Source organism: Herbiconiux sp. 11R-BC (genome assembly GCF_049472555.1).
GTDB lineage: Bacteria > Actinomycetota > Actinomycetes > Actinomycetales > Microbacteriaceae > Herbiconiux.
The window spans coordinates 151,263-168,222 of the sequence record NZ_JBCEBO010000008.1 but is presented as its reverse complement, the minus strand read 5'-3'; the positions used below and the strand labels follow the sequence as shown (position 1 = coordinate 168,222).

Here is a 16,960-nt window from a genome sequence, read left to right as displayed (position 1 = left end):
TTCACGCGCCCAGCGACGCGAAGGCCTCGTCGAGCACCGAGAGCGCGTCGGCGAGCAGGGCGTCGGAGACGGCGAGGCTCGGCAGGAAGCGCAGCACGTTGCCGTAGGTTCCCGCGGTGAGCACGAGCACGCCGCGCTGCGCAGCGAAGGCCACGATCGCGTTCACGGCTTCGGCGTTCGGGGTCTTCGTCGTCGACGCGGTGCCCGGCTCGACGAGCTCGATCGCCACCATGGCGCCGATGCCGCGCACCTCGCCGATGATGTCGTACTTCGCCTGCAGCTCGAGGAGCCCGGCGTAGAGCGTCTGCTCGATGCGCTTGGCCTCGGCCAGCAGCGAGCCGGCCTCGATCTGCTCGAACACGGCGATCGCGGCCGCCGCAGCCACCGGGTTGCCGCCGAAGGTGCCGCCGAGGCCGCCCGGCTGGGCCGCGTCCATGATCTCGGCGCGGCCGGTGACGCCGGCGAGCGGCAGGCCGCCCGCGATGCCCTTGGCCGAGAGCACCATGTCGGGCACGAGGCCGAAGTGCTCGCTCGCGAAGTAGGCGCCGGTGCGGGCCATGCCGCTCTGGATCTCGTCGGCGATGAACACGATGCCCTGCGCCGTGCACCACTCCTGCAGAGCGGGGAGGAAGCCCTCGGCCGGCACCACGAAGCCGCCCTCGCCCTGGATGGGCTCCACCACGAGGCAGGCCAGGTCGGCGGCGCCGACGGTCTTCTCGAGGTAGTTGATGGTGCGTGCCGCCGCCTCGGTGCCGGAGAGGCCGTCGTGGTAAGGGTAGGAGTTCGGCGCGCGGTACACGTCGCCCGCGAACGGGCCGAAGCCGGTGGAGTAGGGCGCGGCCTTGAAGTTCATGGCCATGGTGAGGTTGGTGCGGCCGTGGTAGGCGTGCTCGAGCACGGCGACGCCGTTGCGGCCGGTGTGCTTGCGGGCGATCTTGACGCCGTTCTCCACCGCCTCTGCGCCCGAGTTCACGAGCACCGTGCGCTTCTCGAAGTCGCCGGGGGTGTGCTCGGCGAGCAGCTCGGCCACCCGCACGTACTCCTCGTAGGGGGTGATGGTGAAGAGCGTGTGGATGACGTCCTGCAGCTGGCCGGCCGCCGCATCCACGACGGCCTTCTCGGTGTGGCCGACGGTGGTGACGCCGATGCCCGCGCCGAGGTCGATGAACTGGTTGCCGTCGACGTCGACGAGGATCGCGCCGTTCGCCTTGGCGATGTACACCGGCAGCGCGCTCGACACCCCGCGCGGCACCACGGCGAGGCGGCGGCGGTGCAGCTCCTCCGACTTCGGGCCGGGGATCGCCGTGACGATCCTCCGCTCCTGGGTGACCGAGTAGCTCGGGGTCGCGATCGAGGTGTCGATGGTGTCAGTCATAGTCTTCCGAGTTTAGGCCAGGGGCCTCCGCGGGAGGGTTAGCATGGCCGGGTGAAACCTGAGCATCACTACAGCGTGGATGTGGCCTGGCTTGGCAATCGCGGCAGCGGCACGAGTCACTACCGCGAATACGGCCGCCAGAACGTGATCGCGGCGGCCGGCAAGCCGGTGATCGAGGCGTCGGCCGACCGCACCTTCCACGGCGACGCCGACCGCTGGAACCCCGAGGAGCTCCTCGTGGCGGCGCTCAGCGAATGCCACATGCTCTCCTTCCTGCATGTGGCCGTCGTCCACGGCGTGGTCGTGACGGCCTACACGGATGCCGCGGAGGGCGTGATGCTGCAAGAGGGCGACGGGGGCCGCTTCACGAGCGTCACCCTGCATCCGCGCGTCACGGTCGCCGGGCCGCTCGACGAGGAGCGGTTCGAGCGGATGCACCGCGAGGCCGGCGAGAAGTGCTTCATCGCGAACTCGGTGAACTTCCCGGTGCGGCACGAGGGCGTGCTCGTCGTCGAACCGGCCATCTGAGATGAGCGTGGCCGGATCGGGCGCGGCAGCGCCGCGCGTCGGGCCCGGATCACCCGCACCACGGCCCGTGGAGCCCGCCGCCGTCGAGGTCTTCGTGCGGGGTCGCACCCTGCGCGGAACGCTCGGCGACGCCTTCGTGCGTGAAGCGGTCGAGCTGTTCGCCGAGCTGCACGGAGCCGGGCCGCCGCCTCGCACGAGCATCAGCCGCGCGGTCGAGCTCACCGCCGTGGCCGTGACGCGCGCCGGCCGGGTGCGGGTCGACTGCACGATCGCCGACCCTGTCTTCGCTGGCGGTCGGCTGCCGGCGCTCGCGCCGGCCGATCACGCCGCACCAGGAGAGCGCATCGCGCTCGCAGAGCCGGGTGACCCCGCCGCGCCCGAGCGCCCGTCGGCGCCGGGCGAGGCCGCCGCCGACGGCGCGGGTGTCACGAGCGTGCGCTACGAGTCACTCCCGGGCGCCGTGCCGCTCGCCGCACCGGCGGGCGTCGACCGTTCGCGCACGATCACGGTGCACAGCGACGCCCCGATCGTGCACTTCCACGTCGTCCTTCCCCGAACGGAATGAGATTCCGGGGTCGTCTCCACATCCTGCGCACGCGACCCCCGAATCCCATTCCGACCGCCGCCCGAGCGGAGGGTCAGAGCCGCGCGACCGCCTCCAGCGCCATCACGGCGGACAGCTGGGTCGACATCGCCGTGACAGGCGGCGGAGCGGCGCTCCAGTCGTCGCCGGCGCGGCCGTCGGCGTCGAGGTGCGCGGCCAGCGCGCTCGTCGTCCCGCGCAGGAACCCCAGCAGCTCCGCGCGGTCCGTGCCGGGCGGCAGCGCGCCCACGAGTAGCGCGAGGTACCGCACGAAGACGCCCTTGAACAGGCCCACGTCGCCGCCTCCGCGCTCGTCGAGCCGCGCCTGCTCGCCGCGGATGACGCCGTCGGGTGCGAGCGCGGCGATCGCCGCCTCCGCCGTGCGCGCGGCCCGTGCAAGGAGTGTCTCGTCGCCAGACGACGCGTACGCCTCCACGAGAGCCCCGACGTAGAGCCCCTGGTTGTAGCTGAACACCCACGCGTCGTCGCGCTCGGCGCCGCCGGTGCGCCCGAGGCCGTCTACCACCAGCCCGCCGGGGGAGAGGAGGTTCTCGGTGAGCCAGCTCAGGGCGGCCTCGCCGGCCACGCGCATCCGCTCGTCCCCCGTGCGCGCGAACAGGCGCAGGGCCGCGATCGCGAACGCCCCGTTGCTCGGCGCATTCTTGTAGCCGGGCTGCTGCACCCGCCAGGACACGCTCTCGCCGTGCAGTGGGTTCCAGCCGCGGTCGTGGATGCGCGCGAACAGCGCCACCGCGTCGGCGAGGTAGGGCGAAGCGGATGCGCGCGACCCGCCCGCGTCGTGGAGTCGCAGCGCCGCGATGCACAGCCACCCCATGTCGTCGAAGTAGTCGTTGAAGAGTCCGCGATTGCGGCGCTTCAGCTGCGCGTAGAGTCGCTCCGCCTCGGCGAGGCGGGCCGGATCGCCCGTGCGCTCGAAGGCGTCGACCCGCACCTCCACGGCGTGCGCGAGCCACCAGTAGTTCAGGGCGAAGCTCTGGCGCCACCGGAATCGAGAGGTGTTGCGCAGCCGCCCCGGAACGAGCCGGGAGCGGAAGCTCCGGCTCAGCCCGTGCTGCGCGAGCTCGGCCGCCCGCCCCAGACGCTCGTCCATCCGCCCACCCTAGGGCGTCCGGTCCGTGTGCCGCCCGGTGTGCTCGGATCGTCGCAAACAGCGACGCAGGCCTCGCGGTCGAGCAAAGGATGCACTTGACTGAGGCCATGTCCCGGCAGCAGCGTTTCGTTCTGATCGTGGCCATCCTGTCGGCCATCGTGTCGTTCCTCGACGCCACCGTCATCAACGTGGCGCTCCCGGCCATCGGACGCGAGCTCGGCGGCGGTCTCTCGGCCCAGCAGTGGGTGGTCGACGCCTACCTCATCACGCTCGGCGCCGTCATCCTGCTCGCCGGCTCGTTGTCGGACGTGTTCGGCCGCAAGAAGGTGCTTCTCGCCGGCCTCATCGGCTTCGGCGTCACCTCCCTGCTGTGCGCCTCCGCTCCGACGATCGAGTTCCTGATCGTGTCGCGCGGCCTCCAGGGCATCGCGGGCGCGCTGCTCGTGCCGTCGTCGCTCGCCATCATCCTCGCCAACTTCAGCGGCCCCGCCCAGGGCCGCGCCATCGGCACCTGGACCGCCTGGACCAGCACCGCCAACATCGCCGGCCCCATCCTCGGCGGCGTGCTCGTCGATCAGCTCTCCTGGCGCTTCGTGTTCGGCATCAACGTGCTGCCCATCGCCGTGACCATCGTGCTGCTCACCAAGCTCGAGCCCGACCGCCACCACGCGCCCGGCGCGCGCATCGACGTGCTCGGCGCCGTTCTGGGCATCCTCGGCCTCGGGCTGCCGGTGTTCGCCCTGATCGAGCAGGCGAACTTCGGCTGGGGCTCCCCGGTCGTGCTCGTGCCGCTCGTCGTGGGCGTGCTGGCGCTCGCCGGCTTCCTCGTCAACGAGCGTTTCACGGCCCAGCCGATGCTGCCGCTCAGCCTGTTCCGGGTGCGCAACTTCTCGGTGGGCAACGTCTCGACCTTCCTCATCTACGGGGCGCTCTCGCTCGGCTTCTTCACCATCGCCGTCTTCCTGCAGCAGGTGGCGGGCTACAGCGCGACCGAGGCCGGATTCGCCATGATCCCCACGAGCCTGCTGCTGATCTCGCTCTCCACCCTGTTCGGCAAGCTGAGCGGCCGCCTCGGGCCGCGGCTGTTCATGACGGCCGGCCCGCTCATCGCCGGCAGCGGGTTCCTGCTGATGCTGCGCGTCGACGAGCAGGCCCCCTATCTCACGCAGGTGCTGCCGGCCATCGTCGTCTTCGGCCTGGGAATGGCCATCACGGTCGCACCGCTCACGGCCGCCATCCTCGGCGCCATCGACCCGTCGCGCTCCGGAATCGCCTCGGCGGTCAACAACGCCGTCTCGCGCGTGGCGGGCCTCATCGCCGTCGCCCTCGCGAGCATCATCACCGGCGCCGCGGTTCTCGATCTGGCCGGATTCCACCGCGTGGTGCTGGTCGCCGCCCTGTTCTTCATCGCGGGCGGCGTGGTGTCGTTCCTCGGCATCCGCAACCCCGCGCATCCGGCCGGCCCCGCGCATCCTGCTCCGGATGCGGGACCGCAGCCCGATAGACTCGCCACGTCGCCCGAGTAGCCGGTGGGCATTCCCGCCTTCGCTGCGACCAGAATGCCGAGTGCCCGTGCCTTCTCCGAAGACACCCACCGCCCTGCGGGGCTACCGCGAGATCTTCGCCGTGCCCGGATCGGCCGCCTTCGTCGTGGCCGGCTGGTTCGGCCGGATGCCGCGCTCCACGCTGAGCCTCGGTTCGGTGCTGCTCATCGCCGGCGCCACCGGCCGCTACACGCTCGCCGCCGGTGTGGCCGCGGCCATCGTGGTGGGCACCGCCCTGCTCGGCCCGCTCTGGTCGCGCGCCATGGACCACTACGGCCAGCAGCGCGTGCTCCTCGCGGGCCTCGCCGCCTCGACGCTCGCCGGGGTGTTCCTGGTGGGGAGCGTCACGGCCGATCTGCCGGTCTGGACCTGGTTCCTCGCCGCCTTCCTCGTCGGCGGCAGCGCGGTCGACATCGGCTCGGTCACCCGCGCCCGCTGGTCGAACCTGCTGCCGCCCGGCCACCAACGGCACACGGCCTACTCGATCGAGTCCGTGGCCGACGAGTCTGTGTATGTCATCGGGCCGCCGGTGGTGACCGTGCTCGCGGCCGCGGTGAGCCCCGTGCTCGGCTTCGGGGTGGGGCTCGTGCTCGGGATCGCCGGGGGAGTGGCGCTCGTGCTGCAGCGCAGGACCGAACCCCCGGTGCGCGAGGAAGCCGCCCAGAACGCGGCGGCGCCGACGGAGGCCACCCGCATCCCGCCGGCGCCGCAGCAGCCCGGGCATCCGGATGCCGCGGCCGTCGCCGGCGGCGCCAGGCCCGCGGGGCGCCGCGCCCGTCCGCCACTCTGGCGCCGCCTGCCCGAGGGCGTCGCCGGCACCCTGCCGCTCTTCCTCGGGGTCGGGCTCGTCTTCGGCTCGATCGACCTCACCGCCGTCGGCGTGGCGAACGCGGCCGGCGAACCCGCAGCGGCCGGGTTCCTGCTCGCGATGTACGCCCTCGGCAGCGTGGCGGCCGGTCTCGTGTTCGGACTGCTCCGCTTCACCGTGCCGCCCGTCGTGCGCGTGGGCAGTGCCGCGGTGCTCTACGCGCTGGTGCTCCCGGTCGTCGCTTTCGTCCCGGATGTGACGGTGCTCGGGATCGTGCTGCTCCTCTCGGGCCTGGTCACGACGCCGCTCCTCATCTCCGGGATGGGGCTCGTGGAATCCCGTGTCGACCCCGCGCGGCTCACCGAGGCGTTGACCTGGCCGTCGACCGCCATGAGTGTGGGCGTCACCGCCGGTTCATCTGTCGCGGGCATCCTCATGGACGGCCTGTCGGCCCGATCGGGCTTCGTCGTGACCGTGGTCGGGGCCTTCGTGGTCGGTGTCTGCGGGCTCGTGATGCTGGCGGCGCACCGGGCCCGCTCCCAGCGGGTCACCAGCTTGGACCAAGCGGACTGAGCAAGACTGTCACGCGATCCCCCCGACACTCACGAAGAGGAACCATGCGCTCACTCCCGGCATTGGCCGCAGCAGCCGTCGCCGCCACCCTCCTGCTCGCGGGCTGCTCAGCCTCCGGCGACGCCTCGTCGACGAACGCGGCATCGAGCGACTGCACGCCGACGGCCTCCGGCAGCGCCTCCGAAGGTGTCACCGTCGCGGGCGACTTCCAGGCCGCGCCGACCACGACCTTCACCGGTCCGCTGACCGTCGACGCCACCCAGCGCACCGTCGTCACGACCGGCGACGGAGCCGTCGTGCAGAACGGCGACGTCGCCACCATCGACTTCACCATCTACAACGGCACGAGCGGCAAGCAGGTGTTCTCCACGCTCGACGCCGGCGGCACGCAGCTGCAGCTCACGGTCGACTCGACCCAGTTCATCCCCGGCATCGTCAACGCCGTCGCGTGCTCCACGGTGGGCTCCCGCGTCGTCGCGGTCATCCCGCCGGCCGACGGCTTCGGCACCACCGGCAACACCTCGCTCGGCATCGCCGCCACCGACAGCATGGTGATGGTCGCCGACGTCGAGGCGATCATCCCGACCCGCGCCGACGGCGCCGACCAGGCGCCGCAGGACGGCTTCCCCACCGTCACCCTCGACGACACCACGGGCGCCCCGACCGTCACCATCCCCTCGGCCGACCCGCCCGCCACGCTGCAGACCGAGGTGCTCAAGAAGGGCACCGGCGCCACGGTCGCCGACGGCGACAACGTCACCGTGCAGTACCAGGGCCTCGTCTGGGGCACCGGCAAGGTCTTCGACCAGAGCTGGGGCCAGGGCGGTCCGCGCACCTTCCAGACCACCGGCGTCGTCAAGGGCTTCGCGGCCGCGATGGTCGGCCAGACCGTCGGATCCCAGGTTCTCGTGGTCATCCCGCCGGACCAGGGCTACGGCTCCGCCGGCAACAGCGCCGCGGGCATCTCGGGCACCGACACCCTGGTGTTCGTGATCGACATCCTGAACACCACCACGCCGCCGGCCACCACGCCGACGCCGACGCCGACCCCGTAGGAGCGGATGGCCCACGGGCCGTCCGTCCGGCGAATCGCCGGGCCGGTGGACCGGATGCGATGATGGCACGGTGAGACGTGTCATCATCCTCGGTTCCACCGGCTCCATCGGAGTGCAGGCCCTCGACGTCATCCGGGCGAATCCGGAGCTGTTCGAGGTGGTCGGCCTCATCGCGGGAACGAACCGCACGGCGATGGCTGCGCAGGCCGCCGAGTTCGGCGTCGACCCCGCGGCGACGGGGCTGGGCGCTCGTGAGGCGGAGCAGCTCGTGCGCGACGTCGAGTGCGACGTGGTGCTCAACGGCATCACCGGATCCGTCGGGCTCGGACCCACGCTCGCCGCCCTCGAGGCGGGCCGCACCCTGGCTCTCGCCAACAAGGAGAGCCTGATCGTGGGCGGCGACCTCGTGAAGGGCGCCGCCCGGCCCGGGCAGATCGTGCCCGTCGACTCGGAGCACTCGGCCATCGCCCAGGCGCTGCGTTCGGGCACCGCGCAGGAGGTGTCCCGCCTCGTGCTCACCGCATCCGGCGGTCCGTTCCGCGGGCGGTCGCGCGCCGAGATGGCCCACGTCACGCCGCGCGAGGCGCTCGCCCACCCCACCTGGGACATGGGTCTCGTGGTCACCACGAACTCGGCCACCCTCGTGAACAAGGGCCTCGAGGTGATCGAGGCGCACCTGCTGTTCGACGTTCCCTACGCCGACATCGCCGTGACCGTGCATCCGCAGTCGGTGGTGCACTCCATGGTGGAGTTCGTCGACGGCTCCACGATCGCACAGGCCTCACCGCCCGACATGCGGCTGCCGATCTCGCTCGGCCTGCAGTGGCCCGCGCGGGTCGCCGGCGTCGGTGCGCCCCTGGACTGGACGGCCTCGCACAGCTGGACGTTCGCGCCCCTCGACGAGGTGGCGTTCCCCGCGGTGGCGCTCGCGAAGCAGGTGGGCCGCGCCGGCGGCAGCTACCCGGCGGTCTTCAACGCCGCGAACGAGCAGGCGGTGCACGCCTTCCACGCCGGGCGCATCGGGTTCCTCGACATCGTCGACACCGTGCAGCGGGTGGTCGACGCCCACGAGATGCCGGGCGAGGCCGTCACCCGCGAGTCGCTCGCCGAGGCCGAGCTCTGGGGCCGCGCCACGGCCGACGCGCTCATCGCCGCGGCCTGAGCCCCCCACCACCCTCACCCCACGAGCCCCTACCCCACCCCGCCACCCCTGTTTCGCCGAGCCGTCGAAACTACGTGCATGTTCACGAGTTATGACGTTCGTCCGACGGCTCGGCGATTGGCAGGGATGGGGGAGGTGATGGGTCAGGGGGCGGGGTAGGAGAGGGCGGTCGTGCGCAGGGCGTCGGCCCACGGGGTGGCCCGGATGCCGAGTTCGCGCTCGGTCACGGCCGAATCCACCACGAAGGCGTCGGTGAACTGGTAGCTCGACGCCCGTACCTCGCGGATGAGCGGGGAGAACACGCCGACCAGGCGCAGCAGTCCGCGCGGCCAGGGGGCGACGCGGCCGTGCGAGCCGGAGAGGGCGTTCGTCTCCGCCGCGATCTCGCGGAAGGTGCGCGTGGTCGACGGCACGAGGAAGACCCGCGCGGCCGGTGCATCCGAGCCGTCTGCGGCCGTGCCGCCGGGGGCGTCGGCGGCCGCGACGAGTGTCGTCACGATGTCGGGCAGGTAGCTCCAGCTGTGCCGCGCATCCGGCGAGCCCACGACCCTCGCCGTGCGCGAGCGGCGCAACGCCGTGAAGAAGCCGGCGCCGAGGTGGTTCGTGCCGCCGACGCCCGGGCCGAAGTAGTCGCTCGCCCGCACCTCGCTCACCCGGATCTCGCCGCGCGCCGCGGCCTCCGCCGCCTGCAGCCACCCCGTCTTGCGCACGAGCCCCTTCGTCTCGGTGGTGACGAGCGGCGAGCCCTCGGTCATCGGGGTGCGCGTCGGGCCGTAGGCGTAGAGATTGCCCATGATCACGAGACGGGCCCCGGATGCGTGCGCCGCCTCGATCGCCGCCGTGAAGACGGGCGGCCACTCGACCGGCCAGGTCCAGTAGGGCGGATTCGTCACCAGGAAGATGGTCGCGGCACCCGTCGCGGCCGCCGTGAACGCAGCCGGGTCGGAGGCATCCAGGCGCAGCGACGCGCATCCGGCCACGGCTGTGCCCGAGCGGGTGGCCACCCGCACCTCGTCGCCCCGAGCCGCGAGCCGCGAAGCCAGCTGACCGCCGATGTGACCGGCCCCGACCACCAGCTGAACCGCCACGGGATCTCCTCACGCTTCGCTCAGCGAACGATCAGCGCTCGCCTTTTCTCCCAGGGTAGTGTCCTCGTGTGGATACGGTCCTTCAGTTCGTTCTCGGCGTTCTCATCATCGGTGTGGGCGTCGCCGTCTCCATCGGCCTGCACGAGGTCGGGCACCTGGTGCCCGCGAAGCTGTTCGGCATCAAGGTCACGCAGTACATGATCGGCTTCGGCCCCACCGTGTTCTCCAGGCAGCGCGGCGAGACCCAGTACGGCATCAAGGCGGTTCCCCTCGGCGGCTACATCTCGATGATCGGCATGTTCCCGCCGCGCCGAGAGGGTGAGAAGGCGAGAGCGAACAGCACGGGCTTCTTCCAGTCGATGGTCCAGGATGCACGGGCCCAGTCCCAGCTCACCATCGGTCAGGACGAAGACCGCGCCTTCTACCGCAAGCCCGTGTGGCAGCGCATCATCGTGATGCTGGGCGGCCCGTTCATGAACCTCGTGCTCGCCTTCGTGTTCTTCTCGATCGTGCTCGTCGGCTTCGGCACCGCCCAGGTCTCGACCACCGTCGGCAGCGTCTCGGCCTGCGTGTTGCCCGCCACGAGCACGCAGACGACGTGCGAGTCCACCGACCCGGCCTCGCCGGGCGCGGCCGCCGGTCTGCAGCCCGGCGACAAGCTCGTGAGCCTCGGCGGCACCCCCATCACGAGCTGGGCGCAGTCGACCGACATCATCCGCCAGTCCTCCGGCCAGACCCTCCCGCTCGTGGTCGAACGCGACGGCGCCGAGGTCACGCTGAGCATCACGCCGCTGCTCACGCAGCGCTACGTCTACGACGACAAGGGCAACGTCGTCACGAATGCCGACGGCACGAAGCAGACCGAGAACGTCGGCTTCGTCGGCATCGGCGCCGCCACGCAGCTCGTGCCCCAGCCCATCACGGCCGTCCCCGCGATGATCGGCGAGAACATCGGCAGCACCGTCGCCCTAGTGGCGAACCTGCCGCAGCGCCTCTACGACGTGGCGCAGGCCGCGTTCGGCTCGGCGCCGCGCGATCCCAACGGCCCGATCAGCGTGGTGGGCGTCGGCCGGGTGGCGGGCGAGATCGCCTCGATCGACAGCATCCCGCTGGCGGCGAAGGCCGCGAGCCTGCTCGGCCTCCTGGGCTCGCTCAACATCGCCCTGTTCGTCATCAACCTGGTGCCGCTCACCCCGCTCGACGGCGGGCACGTCGTCTCGGCGGCGTGGGAGGGCATCCGGCGATTCTTCGCGAAGCTGTTCGGGCGCCGCGACCCGGGGCCGGTGGATGCGGCCAAGCTCATGCCGCTCACCTTCGCGGTGGTCATCCTGTTCGGCGGCATGACCGCGCTGCTCGTCTACGCCGACATCGTGAAGCCGGTCAACATCTTCGGCTGAGGCCGCTGACCGCGCATCCAGATAGCGGTTCTAGACTGAACCCGTGCCAGCAATCAATCTGGGAATGCCCAAATCGGCCCCCGAAACCCTCGCTCCGCGGCGCAAGTCCCGCCAGATCAAGGTCGGCAAGGTGCTCGTCGGCGGTGACGCCCCGGTCAGCGTGCAGTCGATGACCACCACGCCCACCCCGAACATCAACGCGACGCTGCAGCAGATCGCCGAGTTGACGGCCTCCGGATGCGACATCGTGCGCGTCGCGGTGCCGTCCCGCGACGACGCCGAAGCGCTGCCGATCATCGCGAAGAAGTCGCAGATCCCGGTGATCGCCGACATCCACTTCCAGCCGAACTACGTGTTCGCGGCCATCGACGCCGGCTGCGCCGGGGTTCGGGTCAACCCGGGCAACATCCGCAAGTTCGACGACCAGGTGGGCAAGATCGCCGCTGCCGCCAAGGCGGCCGACGTCAGCATCCGCATCGGCGTGAATGCCGGCTCGCTCGAGCCGAGCATCCTCGCGAAGTACGGCAAGGCCACCCCGGAGGCGCTCGTGGAGAGTGCCGTGTGGGAGGCCAGCCTCTTCGAGGAGCACGACTTCCACGACTTCAAGATCTCGGTCAAGCACAACGACCCCATCGTGATGGTGAAGGCCTACCGCCTGCTCGCCGAGCGCGGCGACTGGCCGCTGCACCTCGGCGTCACCGAGGCCGGCCCCGAGTTCCAGGGCACCATCAAGAGCGCCACCGCGTTCGGCATCCTTCTCGCCGAGGGCATCGGCGACACCATCCGCGTCTCACTCTCGGCGCCGCCGGCGCAGGAGGTGAAGGTGGGCCTGCAGATCCTGCAGTCCCTGAACCTCCGCGAGCGCAAGCTCGAGATCGTGTCGTGCCCCTCCTGCGGGCGCGCGCAGGTCGACGTCTACAAGCTTGCGAACGACGTGACCGACGGCCTCGAGGGCATGACCGTTCCGCTGCGCGTGGCCGTGATGGGCTGTGTCGTGAACGGCCCGGGCGAGGCCCGAGAGGCCGACCTCGGCGTCGCCTCGGGCAACGGCAAGGGCCAGATCTTCGTCAAGGGCGAGGTCATCAAGACCGTGCCCGAGTCGGAGATCGTGGCCACCCTGATCGAGGAGGCCAACCGCCTCGCCGCCGAGATGCCGGCCGGCGCCGTCGGCTCGCCCGAGGTCGTCACCGCCTGACGCCCCCAGCCGTGTGACAACGGAGGAAATTCCGGGGGTACGAGTGCAATACGTCGACGAGACCCCCGATCTTCCTCCGTTACGTCACGCTCGGCGGGGCCAGAGGTGCTTGCGGTCGCGCACGAGCTCCAGAATCACAGCTTCGCACTCCGGCCACTGCCACATCACCTGCGCGTAGCTGAGCCGCACCACGAGATAGCCGAGGCGGGTGAGCTCGAGGTCTCGGCGGCGGTCCTCCTCGAAGTCGGCCTTCTTCGAGTGCCACTCGTGGCCATTGAGTTCGAGCACGAGGCGGTCGCCGAGCAGCAGGTCGACGTGGCCCACTCCGGGGATCAAGACCTGCGAGCGGATGCGGATACGACGGCTCCGGAGCGTCACGCGCGCCTTGGTCTCTAGGCCGGACTGCGACGCCGGGTCGACGAGTGCCAGGAGCTGCCGGTATTTCGCCGGAAGCGGCGCGAGCGCGTCCTGGAGCCCGGAACGGCTGATGAGCTCGCGGTTCAGCGCCGAGTCGAGGGTCACGAGAGCGTCAAGTCGGTGCTGGCAGGTGACGGCGAGCGCCAGCGCGGTCGCCATGTCGTCGACCGGTGCCTTTGCTGGGCGCGCCCACCCCGGGCGATGAAGCAGCACGGGGTGGTGCGTACTCAACGGCCGAGCCCGATCGAACGGCGAGGAGACACGGCCCGCCTTCGGGGACACGCGCACGTGCAGGCGGGAGTCGTCGGCGCACCACACCTTGTGCCGCCGCAGAAGCGTCGTGCAACTGAGCGTGCCGCCTACGCGCACGGCGGCCACGGCACGGGGATCGGCGCCGGCGAGGGCGAACCAGCCGCGACGCACCCGCACGAGGTCGCCGCGGTTGACGGCCGCGGTCAGCTCCCGCGAGGTCACTCCTTCAGTGGTCAGACTCGTGATCGATGCGACGCCGCCAAGCGACTCGACGGTGGAGAGAGCAGAGGTGTGCATATCGGGAGACTGCACGCTGCCGCGGCCGTCCGGGCAACGAGTTCGTTGATCTGTGGAGGGATGCGGGCTGTGCAGAACACGCTCGGCGCGAGCGACGGTGGCTCGATGTGACTGTCACATTCCTCTCGGGGCACTCACAGCACCGGGTGCATAATGAACATGCGCTCACAGTTGTGACCGTGCACACGAGCCATCCTGCGAGCAACGACGTGACCACAGAACCCCCGCCTCCGGCGCGACGCACACGGGCTCCGAGCATCCGCGACGTCGCCCGCCTCGCCGGGGTCTCGCACCAGACGGTGTCACGCGTGCTCAACAACCACGCGAGCATCCGCGACGAGACGAAGAGCCGCGTCCTCGAGGTGATGGAGCAGCTGCAGTACCGCCCCAACCGGGCGGCGCGGATGCTCGTCACCAGCCGCTCGCGCACCATCGGCGTGCTCACCTCCTCGCGCTCGGAGTACGGGCCGGCGTCGAGCATCCAGGCCATCGAAGAAGCCGCCGTGCTGCAGGACTACCTCGTCATCACCGCCAACGCCGACGGCAACGACTCCCGCTCCATCGCCCGCGCGATCGCCCATCTGCTCGACCAGGCGGTGGAGGGGATCGTGGTGATCGCCCCGCAGGTGAGGGTGTTCGACACCCTCGCCGAGATGCGGCTCGACCTGCCTTTCGTGACGCTGCAGTCGACCGGCCGGATGAACGACCACGCGCTCTCCGTCGACCAGATGACGGGCGCCCGGCTCGCCACCCGCCACCTGATCGAGCTCGGCCATCGCGGCATCTACCACCTCGCCGGCCCGCAGGACTGGATCGAGGCGGAGGCCCGGATGGAGGGCTTCCTCCGCGAGATGAGCGACCAGGACGTGCCCACCACGGCCCCGATCCTCGGCGACTGGACCTCGGAGTTCGGCTACTACGCGGGCCGTGAGCTGCTGCGGGTGCGCGACTTCACGGCCATCTTCTCCTCGAACGACCAGATGGCGCTCGGGCTCATCCACGCCATCCACGACGCCGGGCTGGACGTGCCCCGGGACATCAGCGTGGTGGGCTTCGACGACATCCCCGAGGCGGCGCACTTCTGGCCGCCGCTCACCACCGTGCGGCAGGATTTCGCAGAACTCGGCCGCCGTGCGGTGGACCTGCTGATCGGCGACGGGCACGACGAGGCGCACGCGGAGGCGGGCCGCGGCGCGGACGCCGGCGCGGGCGACGACCCGGATGCCGCGGTGCCGGCCGCGCCGCCGCGTGAGGGGATCGCATCCCTCCGGTCCGACCCCGAGGGGGAGCCTGTGCCCCGCTCGGTGGTGCCCACCCTCGTGGTGCGCAGCTCCACCGCCCGACCCGCGTTCTGAGCGCGGTTACCGAAACGAGATCATTCCGGGTTGACACGGAGATCGGTTGTGGGGCTACCATGATGAACCGATGTGACCGTTCACATTTCTACGGATGTGAACGGTAACAAACAGTCGGCCGGCACCGTCCGGCTGCGCAGACGAAGGAGTCCCGCGTGTTCGAGCGCCCCACCGCCCCCCAGCCGATCCGGCTGAGCGACGCCACGGTGCAGAGCGCATGAGCGGCTTCGGGCCCGAGGTCGAGGTGGGCATCGCCCGCCTCCGCGCCGAGATCGCCACCCTGCACGCCGAGCTCACCCGCTACGGCCTCGTCGTCTGGACCGGTGGCAACATCTCCGGCCGCGTCGACGGCGCCGAACTGTTCGTGATCAAGCCCTCCGGCCTCGGCTACGACGAGCTGGCGCCCGAGAACATGGTGCTCTGCGACCTCGACGGCGTCGTGGTGCAGGGCACCCCGGGCGCCGGGCGCATCCCGTCCAGCGACACCGCCGCGCACGCCTACGTGTACCGCAACCTCCCCGAGGTCGGCGGCATCGTGCACACGCATTCGCCTTACGCCGTCGCCTGGGCGGCGCGCGGCGAGTCGATCCCCTGCGTCACCACCGCGATCGCCGCCGAGTTCGGGGGAGAGGTGCCCGTCGGCCCCTTCGCCGTCATCGGCGACGACTCCATCGGCCGCGGCATCGTCGACACCCTCGCCGGGCACCGATCTCCCGCGGTGCTGATGCAGAACCACGGCCCCTTCACCATCGGCCCGGATGCGCGCTCCGCCGTGCGCTCGGCCGTGCTCCTGGAGGATGCCGCCCGCGCCGCCCACCTCGCCCGCCAGCTCGGCGAGCCCCGGCTCATCCCCTCCGCCGCCGTCGACTCGCGCTACGAGCGCGATCGCCGCGATCGCCGCGATCGCGCCCTGCGCCCCTGAACCCGCACCATGTCCGAACCGACAAAGAAGTCCCTCACCGAAAATCGAAAGGAATCACAGTGAAGATCAAGACACTGCTCGCCGGAGTCGCCGCGGGCGCGATGGTCATCGGCCTCGCAGCCTGCTCCAGCGGAGGAAGCGGTGCCAGCAGCACCGGCGCCGCCGCAGCCGGAGACGGCGGCCTCATCGGCGTCGCGATGCCGACGAAGTCGTCGGAGCGCTGGATCCAGGACGGCGACGCCGTCAAGTCCCAGCTGGAGGACGCCGGCTACACCGTCGACCTGCAGTACGCGGAAGACGACATCCCCACCCAGGTCTCGCAGATCGAGAACATGATCACCAAGGGTGCCAAGGCCCTGATCATCGCCTCGATCGACGGCACCACCCTGACGAGCGTCCTGCAGGAGGCGGCCGACAACAGCATCCCGGTCATCGCCTACGACCGCCTCATCCGCGACACCCCGAACGTCGACTACTACGCCTCGTTCGACAACTACAAGGTGGGCGTGCAGCAGGCCAACTCCGTGCTGAACGGCCTCGGCCTCGTCGGTCTCGACGGCACCCCCACGAGCGGCGCCCCGGCGGGTCCGTTCAACATCGAGCTGTTCGCCGGTTCGCCCGACGACAACAACGCGACCTTCTTCTGGAACGGCGCCATCGACACCCTGCAGCCCTACATCGACAAGAAGATCCTCGTCGTGAAGAGCGGCCAGACCGCGTTCGAGCAGGCGGCGACGCTGCGCTGGGACGGCGAGACGGCGCAGAAGCGCATGGAGAACATCCTGACGTCGACCTACTCCGACGGCTCGAAGGTCAACGCGGTGCTCTCGCCCTACGACGGCATCTCGCGCGGCATCATCTCTGCTCTCACCGACGCCGGCTACACCGTGGGCGCCGGCTGGCCGGTCATCTCGGGCCAGGATGCCGAGCTCGACTCCGTGAAGGCGATCGTCGCGGGCGAGCAGTACGCGACCATCTTCAAGGACACCCGCAACCTGGCCAAGGTGGCCGTCGACATGGCGACCGCGCTGCTCCAGGGCAACGAGCCGCAGACGAACAACACGAAGGACTACGACAACGGCGTGAAGGTCGTGCCCTCGTACCTCCTCGAGTCGCAGATCGTCGTGAAGGACAACATCAAGGACGTCCTCGTGACCTCCGGCTACTACACCGACGCCGAGATCAACGGCTAGTCACCCACCCGAACACCGACACCGCCCCGGTCGCGCCCGAACAGCGCGACCGGGGCGGTGTCCCGGCCCAGCCGGCGGGTAATGTACAGCCCACCGGCAAGGAAG

15 protein-coding genes are annotated in these 16,960 nt (G+C 70.8%); 11 read left to right on the top strand and 4 right to left on the bottom strand.

Features of this window, described 5'->3' with window-relative positions; all coding sequences use genetic code 11:
• Position 1: 1 nt before the first annotated feature.
• Entirely contained in the window at positions 2-1,375 is a 1,374-nt protein-coding gene (gene gabT, locus VD659_RS17290) for a 4-aminobutyrate--2-oxoglutarate transaminase (RefSeq protein ID WP_423262275.1), read from the bottom strand.
• Between the two features lie 51 nt (positions 1,376-1,426).
• On the opposite strand from gabT, the gene VD659_RS17285 reads away from it, so the two are divergent.
• Positions 1,427-1,903 carry an OsmC family protein gene (locus VD659_RS17285; protein ID WP_423262274.1) on the top strand — a complete coding sequence of 159 codons (477 nt, stop codon included), beginning with the start codon at positions 1,427-1,429 and terminating at the stop codon, positions 1,901-1,903.
• A 1-nt stretch (position 1,904) separates the two neighbouring features.
• On the top strand, positions 1,905-2,468 hold the full coding sequence (locus VD659_RS17280) for a hypothetical protein (RefSeq protein ID WP_423262273.1): 564 nt from the start codon (positions 1,905-1,907) through the stop codon (positions 2,466-2,468).
• 73 nt (positions 2,469-2,541) lie between these two features.
• Here the strand turns inward: VD659_RS17280 and VD659_RS17275 are convergent, their stop codons facing one another.
• A complete protein-coding gene (locus VD659_RS17275; protein ID WP_423262272.1) occupies positions 2,542-3,597 on the bottom strand; it encodes a glycoside hydrolase family 76 protein in 1,056 nt (351 codons plus the stop codon).
• Between the two features lie 89 nt (positions 3,598-3,686).
• Between VD659_RS17275 and VD659_RS17270 the strand changes: the two genes are divergently transcribed.
• From VD659_RS17270 to VD659_RS17255, 4 genes are all read left to right on the top strand, one after another.
• Positions 3,687-5,123, top strand: coding sequence for an MFS transporter (locus VD659_RS17270; protein WP_423262271.1), 1,437 nt, complete (start codon positions 3,687-3,689; stop codon positions 5,121-5,123).
• A 46-nt stretch (positions 5,124-5,169) separates the two neighbouring features.
• A complete protein-coding gene (locus VD659_RS17265) occupies positions 5,170-6,522 on the top strand; it encodes an MFS transporter (protein WP_423262270.1) in 1,353 nt (450 codons plus the stop codon).
• 44 nt (positions 6,523-6,566) lie between these two features.
• Positions 6,567-7,577: an FKBP-type peptidyl-prolyl cis-trans isomerase gene (locus tag VD659_RS17260; protein WP_423262269.1), complete on the top strand. Its 1,011-nt coding sequence runs from the start codon at positions 6,567-6,569 to the stop codon at positions 7,575-7,577.
• Between the two features lie 70 nt (positions 7,578-7,647).
• A complete protein-coding gene (locus VD659_RS17255; protein ID WP_423262268.1) occupies positions 7,648-8,739 on the top strand; it encodes a 1-deoxy-D-xylulose-5-phosphate reductoisomerase in 1,092 nt (363 codons plus the stop codon).
• Positions 8,740-8,882: 143 nt separating this feature from the next.
• On the opposite strand, the gene VD659_RS17250 is transcribed toward VD659_RS17255, so the two are convergent.
• Positions 8,883-9,827: an NAD-dependent epimerase/dehydratase family protein gene (locus VD659_RS17250; protein ID WP_423262267.1), complete on the bottom strand. Its 945-nt coding sequence runs from the start codon at positions 9,825-9,827 to the stop codon at positions 8,883-8,885.
• A 68-nt stretch (positions 9,828-9,895) separates the two neighbouring features.
• Here VD659_RS17250 and VD659_RS17245 point away from each other — a divergent pair, with 68 nt between their 5' ends.
• Both VD659_RS17245 and ispG read left to right on the top strand, forming a co-directional pair.
• Positions 9,896-11,224, top strand: a complete 1,329-nt coding sequence (locus VD659_RS17245; protein WP_423262266.1) for a M50 family metallopeptidase — start codon at positions 9,896-9,898, stop codon at positions 11,222-11,224.
• 43 nt (positions 11,225-11,267) lie between these two features.
• Positions 11,268-12,419: a flavodoxin-dependent (E)-4-hydroxy-3-methylbut-2-enyl-diphosphate synthase gene (gene ispG / locus VD659_RS17240; RefSeq protein WP_171010928.1), complete on the top strand. Its 1,152-nt coding sequence runs from the start codon at positions 11,268-11,270 to the stop codon at positions 12,417-12,419.
• A gap of 84 nt (positions 12,420-12,503) precedes the next feature.
• Here the strand turns inward: ispG and VD659_RS17235 are convergent, their stop codons facing one another.
• A complete protein-coding gene (locus VD659_RS17235) occupies positions 12,504-13,385 on the bottom strand; it encodes an endonuclease domain-containing protein (RefSeq protein WP_423262265.1) in 882 nt (293 codons plus the stop codon).
• Between the two features lie 209 nt (positions 13,386-13,594).
• On the opposite strand from VD659_RS17235, the gene VD659_RS17230 reads away from it, so the two are divergent.
• From VD659_RS17230 to chvE, 3 genes are all read left to right on the top strand, one after another.
• Entirely contained in the window at positions 13,595-14,740 is a 1,146-nt protein-coding gene (locus VD659_RS17230; protein ID WP_423262264.1) for a LacI family DNA-binding transcriptional regulator, read from the top strand.
• A gap of 217 nt (positions 14,741-14,957) precedes the next feature.
• Positions 14,958-15,662, top strand: a complete 705-nt coding sequence (locus tag VD659_RS17225; RefSeq protein WP_423262263.1) for an L-ribulose-5-phosphate 4-epimerase — start codon at positions 14,958-14,960, stop codon at positions 15,660-15,662.
• 59 nt (positions 15,663-15,721) lie between these two features.
• The gene (chvE, locus tag VD659_RS17220) at positions 15,722-16,855 is read left to right on the top strand and encodes a multiple monosaccharide ABC transporter substrate-binding protein (protein ID WP_423262262.1); all 1,134 of its coding nucleotides are present in this window, start codon (positions 15,722-15,724) and stop codon (positions 16,853-16,855) included.
• Positions 16,856-16,960: the final 105 nt, after the last annotated feature.

Excerpts from the sequence above, each read along its gene's own strand:
- gabT (WP_423262275.1), bottom strand. The coding sequence starts at position 1,375 with ATGACTGACACCATCGACACCTCGATCGCGACCCCGAGCTACTCGGTC.
- VD659_RS17280 (WP_423262273.1), top strand. The coding sequence starts at position 1,905 with ATGAGCGTGGCCGGATCGGGCGCGGCAGCGCCGCGCGTCGGGCCCGGA.
- VD659_RS17275 (WP_423262272.1), bottom strand. The coding sequence starts at position 3,597 with ATGGACGAGCGTCTGGGGCGGGCGGCCGAGCTCGCGCAGCACGGGCTG.
- VD659_RS17270 (WP_423262271.1), top strand. The coding sequence starts at position 3,687 with ATGCACTTGACTGAGGCCATGTCCCGGCAGCAGCGTTTCGTTCTGATC.
- VD659_RS17260 (WP_423262269.1), top strand. The coding sequence starts at position 6,567 with ATGCGCTCACTCCCGGCATTGGCCGCAGCAGCCGTCGCCGCCACCCTC.
- VD659_RS17235 (WP_423262265.1), bottom strand. The coding sequence starts at position 13,385 with ATGCACACCTCTGCTCTCTCCACCGTCGAGTCGCTTGGCGGCGTCGCA.
- VD659_RS17225 (WP_423262263.1), top strand. The coding sequence starts at position 14,958 with ATGAGCGGCTTCGGGCCCGAGGTCGAGGTGGGCATCGCCCGCCTCCGC.